The organism is Bradyrhizobium sp. (assembly GCF_035484855.1).
GTDB lineage: Bacteria > Pseudomonadota > Alphaproteobacteria > Rhizobiales > Xanthobacteraceae > Bradyrhizobium.
On record NZ_DATHOP010000037.1, the window covers coordinates 1 to 7,007 of the forward strand.

The window sequence follows — 7,007 nt, forward strand, 5'->3', positions numbered from 1 at the left end:
GTGAGATGCGAGAACGGCTTCAAAATTGCTCCCGACCGGCCACGGGCGCGCGGCGAGAACCGCTTCATCACCAGCGCCTTGCCGACATGGGCCTCGGCGACAATCAGATCGTCGACATCGAGGTCATGATTGTTTTCCGCATTCGCGATCGCGGACTCGAGACACTTGCGCACATCGCGCGCGATGCGCTTGCGCGAGAATTCCAGTTCGGCGAGCGCCGTCGCGACCTTCTTGCCGCGAATGAGCTGGGCGAGAAGGTTGAGCTTCTGCGGGCTGATCCGCAGCGTGCGCGCCACCGCCTTGGCCTCGTTGTCGGCTAGATCGCGATCGCGTTTTTTCTTGCTCATGAACGTCTCCCGAAGCCCTACGAGCCGGATGCCGCAGCCGGCGCCGCGGCACCACCGGTGCTGCGCTTGGCTTTGCGATCCGACGAATGGCCGTAGAACGACCGCGTCGGGGCGAATTCACCGAATTTGTGGCCGACCATTTCCTCGGTGACGATCACCGGGATGTGCTTCTGGCCGTTATAGACGCCGAAGCTCAGGCCGACGAATTGCGGCAGGATCGTCGAACGCCGCGACCAGATGCGGATCAGGTCGTGACGTCCGGACGAGCGCGCGGCATCCGCCTTTTTCAGCAGATAACCGTCGACAAACGGACCCTTCCAGACTGAACGCGTCATGATCGCTCCTAGCCTTTCTTCTTGCGCGCGTGGCGGCTCACCATGATGAACTTCCCCGTCGACTTGTTCTTGCGCGTCTTCATGCCCTTGGTCGGCTTGCCCCACGGCGACACCGGATGCCGGCCGCCGCGGGTGCGGCCGCCAAGCGGGTGATCGACCGGGTTCATGGTCTCGCCGCGAACGTGACCGCGCCAACCCAGCCAGCGATTGCGGCCGGCTTTGCCGATCGAGATGTTCATGTTGTCGGGGTTCGACACCGCGCCGACGCTGGCAAGGCAGCGGCCGTTGACCAGGCGCTGCTCGCCGGAATTCAGCCTCAGGATGACATATTCGCCGTCACGGCCGACGATCTGCGCATAGGTGCCGGCGGAACGGGCGATCTGACCGCCTTTGCCGATCTTGATCTCGATATTGTGGACGATGGTGCCGACCGGAATGTTCGCGATCGGCATCGCATTGCCCGGCTTCACGTCGACATGCTCGCCGGCGACGATGCTGTCGCCCGCGGCAAGCCGCTGCGGCGCCAGAATATAGGCGAGCTCGCCGTCCTCGTATTTGACCAGCGCGATGAACGCGGTGCGGTTCGGATCATATTCGATCCGCTCGACCTTGGCCGGCATGTCGAACTTGCGGCGCTTGAAGTCGACCTTGCGGTAGGCCTGCTTGTGGCCGCCACCGCGGAAGCGCGAGGTGATGTGGCCGTTATTGTTGCGGCCGCCGGACGACATCTTGCCCTCGGTCAACGCCTTGACCGGCTTGCCGCGATGCAGACCCGTGCGATCGACCAGCACCAATTGGCGCTGACCGGGCGTGGTCGGATTGTATTTCTTTAACGCCATCGCCCGCTCCTTACAGTCCCGTGGTGACGTCGATCGTCTGGCCCTCTTCGAGGGTCACGATCGCACGCTTGGTGTCGGACTGCTGGCCCAAACGGCCCTTGAATACTTTCCATTTGCCGCGACGGCGCAGCGTGTTCACGCTCTTCACCTTGACGTCGAACAGCTTCTCCACCGCTTCCTTGATCTGCGGCTTGGTCGCAGTCATGGCGACCTTGAACACGACCTTGTTGTGTTCGGAGGCGTTGGTGGCCTTTTCGGTGATGAGCGGCGCGACGATGACGTCGTAATGGCGCGGATCGGTGGTCGTCATTTGAATCGCGCCTCCAGTGCATCGACGGCGGCGCGCGTGAGCACGAGCTTATGCCGCCGCATGATGTCGTAGACGTTGATGCCGGCGACCGGCAGCACGTCGATATTGGGAATGTTGCTCGCTGCGGTGCGAACGTCGGCGGAGACTTCGGCGCCGTCGATGAACAACGCATTAGATACGCCGAGCTTGTCGAACTGGCCGCGCAGCGCCTTGGTCTTGGCTTCCTTCACGGAGAGCGCATCGATGACGAGGATGCCGCCGTCTTTCGCCTTCGCCGACAAAGCGTGACGCAGCGCGAGCGCGCGGACTTTCTTCGGCAGGCCGATCTCATGGCTCCGCGTATGGGGGCCGAACGAACGGCCGCCGCCGCGGAACAGATTGACCCGCGCCGAGCCGTGACGGGCGGAGCCGGTGCCCTTCTGTCGGTACATCTTCTTACCGGTGCGGTGCACGTCGGCGCGGTTCTGCACCTCGTGGGTGCCGCGCCGGCGCTTGGCGAGCTGCCATACGACGCAGCGATGAATGATATCGGCGCGCGGCTCGAGCCCGAAAATGGCGTCGGACAAGGTGACCGAGCCGGCCGCTTTGCCGTCGAGGGAGGTGACTTTGAGTTCCATCACGCACCCTCCCCTTGGCTCGCCGGAGCACCTGAACCGGCCGGCGCGTCCTGACCGACCGAAACCGGCGCGGTCGATTCGTTGTCGGCAAGCTTGAACTTGCCCGGCTTCGGCAGATTGGTCGGCGGCTTCTTCTTCACCGCATCGCGCACCGTGATCCAGCCGCCATTGACGCCGGGAACGGCGCCTTCGACCAGAATGAGCCCGCGCGCGACATCGGTCTGGCGCACTTTCAGATTGAGCGTGGTCACGCGGTCGACGCCGAGATGACCTGGCATCTTCTTGTTCTTGAAGGTCTTGCCGGGATCCTGGCGGCCGCCGGTCGAACCGATCGAGCGGTGCGAGATCGACACGCCGTGGGAGGCGCGCAGACCGGCGAAATTCCAGCGCTTCATGCCGCCGGCGAAGCCCTTACCGGTTGAAGTGCCGGTGACGTCGACGAACTGGCCGACCACAAAGTGGTCAGCAGTGATTTCGGCGCCGATCGGGATCAGCGCGTCCTCGGTGACGCGGAATTCCGCAAGCTTGCGCTTGGGCTCGACCTTGGCGACGGCGAAATGACCGCGATCGGCCCTGGTCGTGCGCTGTACCTTGCGCTGGCCGGAGCCGACCTGCAGCGCGACATAGCCGTTCTTCTCTTTGGTGCGGTGGCCCACCACCTGGCAATTGCCGAGCCGCAACACCGTAACCGGCACATGCTCGCCGGTCTCGGTGAAGAGACGCGTCATCCCGACCTTTTGGGCAAGAACCCCGGAACGCATTTCTCTCTATCTCCAAACCTTAGAGCTTGATCTCGACATCGACGCCGGCGGCGAGATCGAGTTTCATCAGGGCGTCAACCGTTTGCGGCGTCGGATCGACGATGTCGAGCAGCCGCTTATGCGTGCGCATTTCGAACTGTTCCCGGCTCTTCTTGTCGACATGCGGCGAGCGGTTGACGGTGAATTTCTCAATCTTGGTCGGCAGCGGAATGGGTCCGCGCACCTGCGCGCCGGTGCGCTTCGCCGTATTGACGATCTCGCGCGTCGACGCATCGAGGATGCGGTGATCGAACGCCTTGAGCCGGATTCTTATGTTCTGGCCGTTCATGGTCCCGTCTCTCTGCCTCGTCATCGCCGGATTCAGGTCCGGCAATCCCAACTAATTCGCACGCACTGTGCTCATGAGATCGAGATGGCCGGGACGAGGCCCGGCCATGACGATGCGTTGATCCCTACTCGATGATGCTGGCCACCACGCCGGCGCCGACGGTGCGGCCGCCTTCGCGAATGGCGAAGCGCAGTTTCTCTTCCATGGCGATCGGCACGATCAGCGTCACTTCCATGGCGATATTGTCACCCGGCATCACCATTTCGGTACCTTCCGGCAGCGTCACGACGCCGGTCACGTCGGTGGTGCGGAAATAGAACTGCGGGCGATAATTGGTGAAGAACGGCGTGTGGCGGCCACCCTCTTCCTTGGTGAGGATGTAGGCCTCGGCCTTGAACTTGGTGTGCGGCTTCACCGAACCCGGCTTGCACAGCACTTGGCCGCGCTCGATTTCCTCGCGTTTGGTGCCGCGCAGCAGACAACCGACGTTGTCGCCGGCCTCGCCCTGATCGAGGAGCTTGCGGAACATTTCGACGCCGGTGACGGTGGTCTTGGTTGTCGGCTTGATGCCCACGATCTCGACTTCCTCGCCGACCTTGATAATGCCGCGCTCGATACGGCCGGTGCAGACCGTGCCGCGGCCGGAGATCGAGAACACGTCTTCGACCGGCATCAGGAACGGCTGATCCTTCGGACGCTCCGGCTGCGGGATATTGGCGTCAACCGCCTTCATCAGCTCCAGGATCGCGTCATGGCCGAGCTTCGGCTCTTTGCCTTCGAGCGCCATCAGCGCCGAGCCCTTGACGACCGGAATCTTGTCGCCAGGGAAATTGTACTTCGAGAGCAACTCGCGGACCTCGAGCTCGACGAGCTCGAGAAGTTCCGGATCGTCGACCATGTCGACCTTGTTGAGGAACACGACCAGCGCCGGCACGCCGACCTGGCGGGCGAGCAGGATGTGCTCGCGGGTCTGCGGCATCGGGCCGTCGGCGGCGCTCACCACCAGGATCGCGCCGTCCATCTGCGCCGCGCCGGTGATCATGTTCTTCACATAGTCGGCGTGCCCGGGGCAGTCGACATGCGCATAGTGGCGGTTCGCGGTTTCGTATTCGACATGCGCGGTCGCGATGGTGATGCCGCGCGCCTTCTCTTCCGGCGCCTTGTCGATCTGATCATAGGCGGTGAAAGTCGCCCCACCGGTTTCCGCCAATACCTTGGTAATCGCCGCCGTCAGCGACGTCTTGCCGTGATCGACGTGACCGATCGTGCCGATATTGCAATGCGGTTTGGTGCGGTTGAATTTTTCCTTAGCCATGGGGCTCTCCGTTCCGGCTCCTGCTTAATCCGTTTGACTTTGGTGTTAGGCGAACTTCGCCTGGACTTCCTCGGCGATTGCCTTCGGCACTTCTGCGTAGTGGTCGAATTGCATCGTGAATGTGGCGCGCCCCTGAGACATGGAGCGCAAGTTGTTGACGTAAGAAAACATGTTGGCGAGCGGCACCATCGCCGAGATGACGTTGGCGTTGCCGCGCATGTCCTGACCCTGGATTTGGCCGCGGCGCGAATTGAGGTCGCCGATGACCGACCCGGTGTAATCCTCCGGCGTCACCACCTCGACCTTCATGACCGGCTCGAGCAGCACGGGGCCGCCCTTTTGCAGCGCCTCGCGCATGGCGCCCCGCGCGCAGATCTCGAAGGCCATCGCCGACGAGTCGACGTCATGCGAGTCACCATCGACCAGCGAGACTTTGATATCGACGACCGGGAAGCCGGCGAGCACGCCGGAGCCCAGCACGCCTTCAAGGCCCTTCTCGACGGCAGGGATGAACTCCTTCGGCACCGAACCGCCGACGATCTCGTTCTCGAACACAAAACCGGCGCCCGGCTCGGACGGCTCGGCCACGATCTTGATCTTCGCATATTGGCCGTGGCCGCCGGTCTGCTTCTTATGGGTAAAATCGACAGTCGCCGACCGCGTCATTTTCTCGCGGTAGGCGACCTGCGGCGCGCCGATATTGGCATCGACCTTATAGGTGCGCTTCAAGATATCGACCTTGATGTCGAGATGAAGCTCGCCCATGCCCTTGATGATGGTCTGGCCGGATTCCTGATCGGTGTGAACACGGAAGGACGGATCCTCGGCCACGAGCTTGGCCAGTGCGACGCCGAGCTTCTCCTGGTCGGCCTTCGACTTCGGCTCGATCGCGATCTCGATGACCGGCTCGGGGAATTCCATCTTTTCCAGGATCACCGGCTTTTGCGGATCGCACAGCGTGTCGCCGGTGCGTACCTCTTTCAGCCCGGCCAGCGCGACGATATCGCCGGCATAGGCCTCCTTGATGTCTTCACGATTGTTGGCATGCATCAGCAGCATGCGACCGACGCGTTCCTTGCGATCCTTGGTCGAATTCACCACGCCGGTGCTGCTCTCGAGTTTGCCCGAATAGATGCGGCAGAACGTGATGGTGCCGACGAACGGATCGTCCATGATCTTGAATGCGAGCAGCGCCAGCGGCTCGTCGTCCGATGACTTGCGCTCGACCTCGTTGCCCTTGAGATCGACGCCTTTCACCGCCGGCACGTCGAGCGGCGACGGCAGATAGTCGACGACGGCATCAAGGAGCGGCTGCACGCCCTTGTTCTTGAACGCGGAACCGCACAGCACCGGAAAGAACTTGCCTTCAATAGTCGCCTTTCGGATCAGGCGCTTGAGCGTGGCGACGTCAGGCTCCTTGCCATCGAGGTAGGCCGACATCGCGTCATCATCGAGCTCGACAGCAGCTTCGACCAGTTTCTCGCGATATTCCTTGGCCTGATCCAAAAGGTCGGCCGGAATTTCGACGTCCTGATATTTCGCGCCGAGCGTCTCTTCGTCCCATACCACGCCGACCATGCGGACGAGGTCGATCACGCCCTTGAACGTGTTCTCGGCGCCGATCGGCAGCTGGATCGCCACCGGCTTGGCGCCGAGGCGGTCGACGATGTCTCTCAGGCACAGAAAAAAGTCGGCGCCGATCTTGTCCATCTTGTTGGCGAAGACGATGCGCGGAACGTTATAGCGGTCGCCCTGCCGCCAGACCGTCTCGGTCTGCGGCTCGACGCCCTGGTTGGAATCGAGCACGCATACCGCGCCGTCGAGGACGCGCAGCGAACGCTCCACTTCGATGGTGAAATCGACGTGGCCGGGCGTGTCGATGATGTTGAGGCGCTTGCCGTTCCACTGCGCAGTCGTCGCGGCGGACGTGATGGTGATGCCGCGCTCCTGCTCCTGCTCCATCCAATCCATCGTCGCGGCGCCTTCATGCACCTCGCCGATCTTGTGGTTCTTGCCGGTGTAATAGAGGACGCGCTCGGTGGTCGTGGTCTTGCCGGCATCGATGTGCGCCATGATGCCGAAATTGCGATAGTCCTCGATCGGATTTGTGCGGGGCATGGGGATTTATCCTTCGCTGTCTCTTTGTTTCACCAGC

General features: G+C 62.5%; 9 protein-coding genes. All 9 read right to left on the reverse strand.

Features of this window, described 5'->3' with window-relative positions; all coding sequences use genetic code 11:
* On the reverse strand, window positions 1-347 hold a 347-nt coding region (gene rplV / locus VK804_RS05130), incomplete at its 3' end, for a 50S ribosomal protein L22 (RefSeq protein ID WP_325368524.1).
* Between the two features lie 17 nt (window positions 348-364).
* The gene (gene rpsS / locus VK804_RS05135) at window positions 365-682 is read right to left on the reverse strand and encodes a 30S ribosomal protein S19 (protein ID WP_325368526.1); all 318 of its coding nucleotides are present in this window, start codon (window positions 680-682) and stop codon (window positions 365-367) included.
* Between the two features lie 8 nt (window positions 683-690).
* Entirely contained in the window at window positions 691-1,521 is an 831-nt protein-coding gene (gene rplB, locus VK804_RS05140) for a 50S ribosomal protein L2 (RefSeq protein ID WP_325368527.1), read from the reverse strand.
* Between the two features lie 10 nt (window positions 1,522-1,531).
* Window positions 1,532-1,831 (reverse strand): 50S ribosomal protein L23, encoded by a 300-nt coding sequence (locus VK804_RS05145; protein WP_325368529.1) that lies wholly within the window; start codon window positions 1,829-1,831, stop codon window positions 1,532-1,534.
* On the reverse strand, window positions 1,828-2,448 hold the full coding sequence (gene rplD / locus VK804_RS05150) for a 50S ribosomal protein L4 (protein WP_325368531.1): 621 nt from the start codon (window positions 2,446-2,448) through the stop codon (window positions 1,828-1,830). The genes VK804_RS05145 and rplD overlap by 4 nt, the downstream gene beginning before the upstream one ends.
* Window positions 2,448-3,209 (reverse strand): 50S ribosomal protein L3, encoded by a 762-nt coding sequence (rplC, locus tag VK804_RS05155; protein WP_325368533.1) that lies wholly within the window; start codon window positions 3,207-3,209, stop codon window positions 2,448-2,450. Before rplC ends, rplD begins: the two co-directional genes overlap by 1 nt.
* Window positions 3,210-3,228: 19 nt before the next feature.
* Window positions 3,229-3,537 (reverse strand): 30S ribosomal protein S10, encoded by a 309-nt coding sequence (gene rpsJ, locus VK804_RS05160; RefSeq protein WP_115688388.1) that lies wholly within the window; start codon window positions 3,535-3,537, stop codon window positions 3,229-3,231.
* 124 nt (window positions 3,538-3,661) lie between these two features.
* On the reverse strand, window positions 3,662-4,852 hold the full coding sequence (tuf, locus tag VK804_RS05165; protein WP_325368537.1) for an elongation factor Tu: 1,191 nt from the start codon (window positions 4,850-4,852) through the stop codon (window positions 3,662-3,664).
* 45 nt (window positions 4,853-4,897) lie between these two features.
* Complete coding sequence (gene fusA / locus VK804_RS05170; RefSeq protein WP_325368539.1) at window positions 4,898-6,970, reverse strand: elongation factor G; 2,073 nt, start codon at window positions 6,968-6,970, stop codon at window positions 4,898-4,900.
* Between the last annotated feature and the right edge of the window lie 37 nt (window positions 6,971-7,007).

Bases quoted from the DNA above. Each gene is read 5' to 3' on its own strand.
- rpsS (WP_325368526.1), bottom strand. From the start codon at position 682: ATGACGCGTTCAGTCTGGAAGGGTCCGTTTGTCGACGGTTATCTGCTG.
- rplB (WP_325368527.1), bottom strand. From the start codon at position 1,521: ATGGCGTTAAAGAAATACAATCCGACCACGCCCGGTCAGCGCCAATTG.
- VK804_RS05145 (WP_325368529.1), bottom strand. From the start codon at position 1,831: ATGACGACCACCGATCCGCGCCATTACGACGTCATCGTCGCGCCGCTC.
- rplD (WP_325368531.1), bottom strand. From the start codon at position 2,448: ATGGAACTCAAAGTCACCTCCCTCGACGGCAAAGCGGCCGGCTCGGTC.
- rplC (WP_325368533.1), bottom strand. From the start codon at position 3,209: ATGCGTTCCGGGGTTCTTGCCCAAAAGGTCGGGATGACGCGTCTCTTC.
- rpsJ (WP_115688388.1), bottom strand. From the start codon at position 3,537: ATGAACGGCCAGAACATAAGAATCCGGCTCAAGGCGTTCGATCACCGC.
- tuf (WP_325368537.1), bottom strand. From the start codon at position 4,852: ATGGCTAAGGAAAAATTCAACCGCACCAAACCGCATTGCAATATCGGC.
- fusA (WP_325368539.1), bottom strand. From the start codon at position 6,970: ATGCCCCGCACAAATCCGATCGAGGACTATCGCAATTTCGGCATCATG.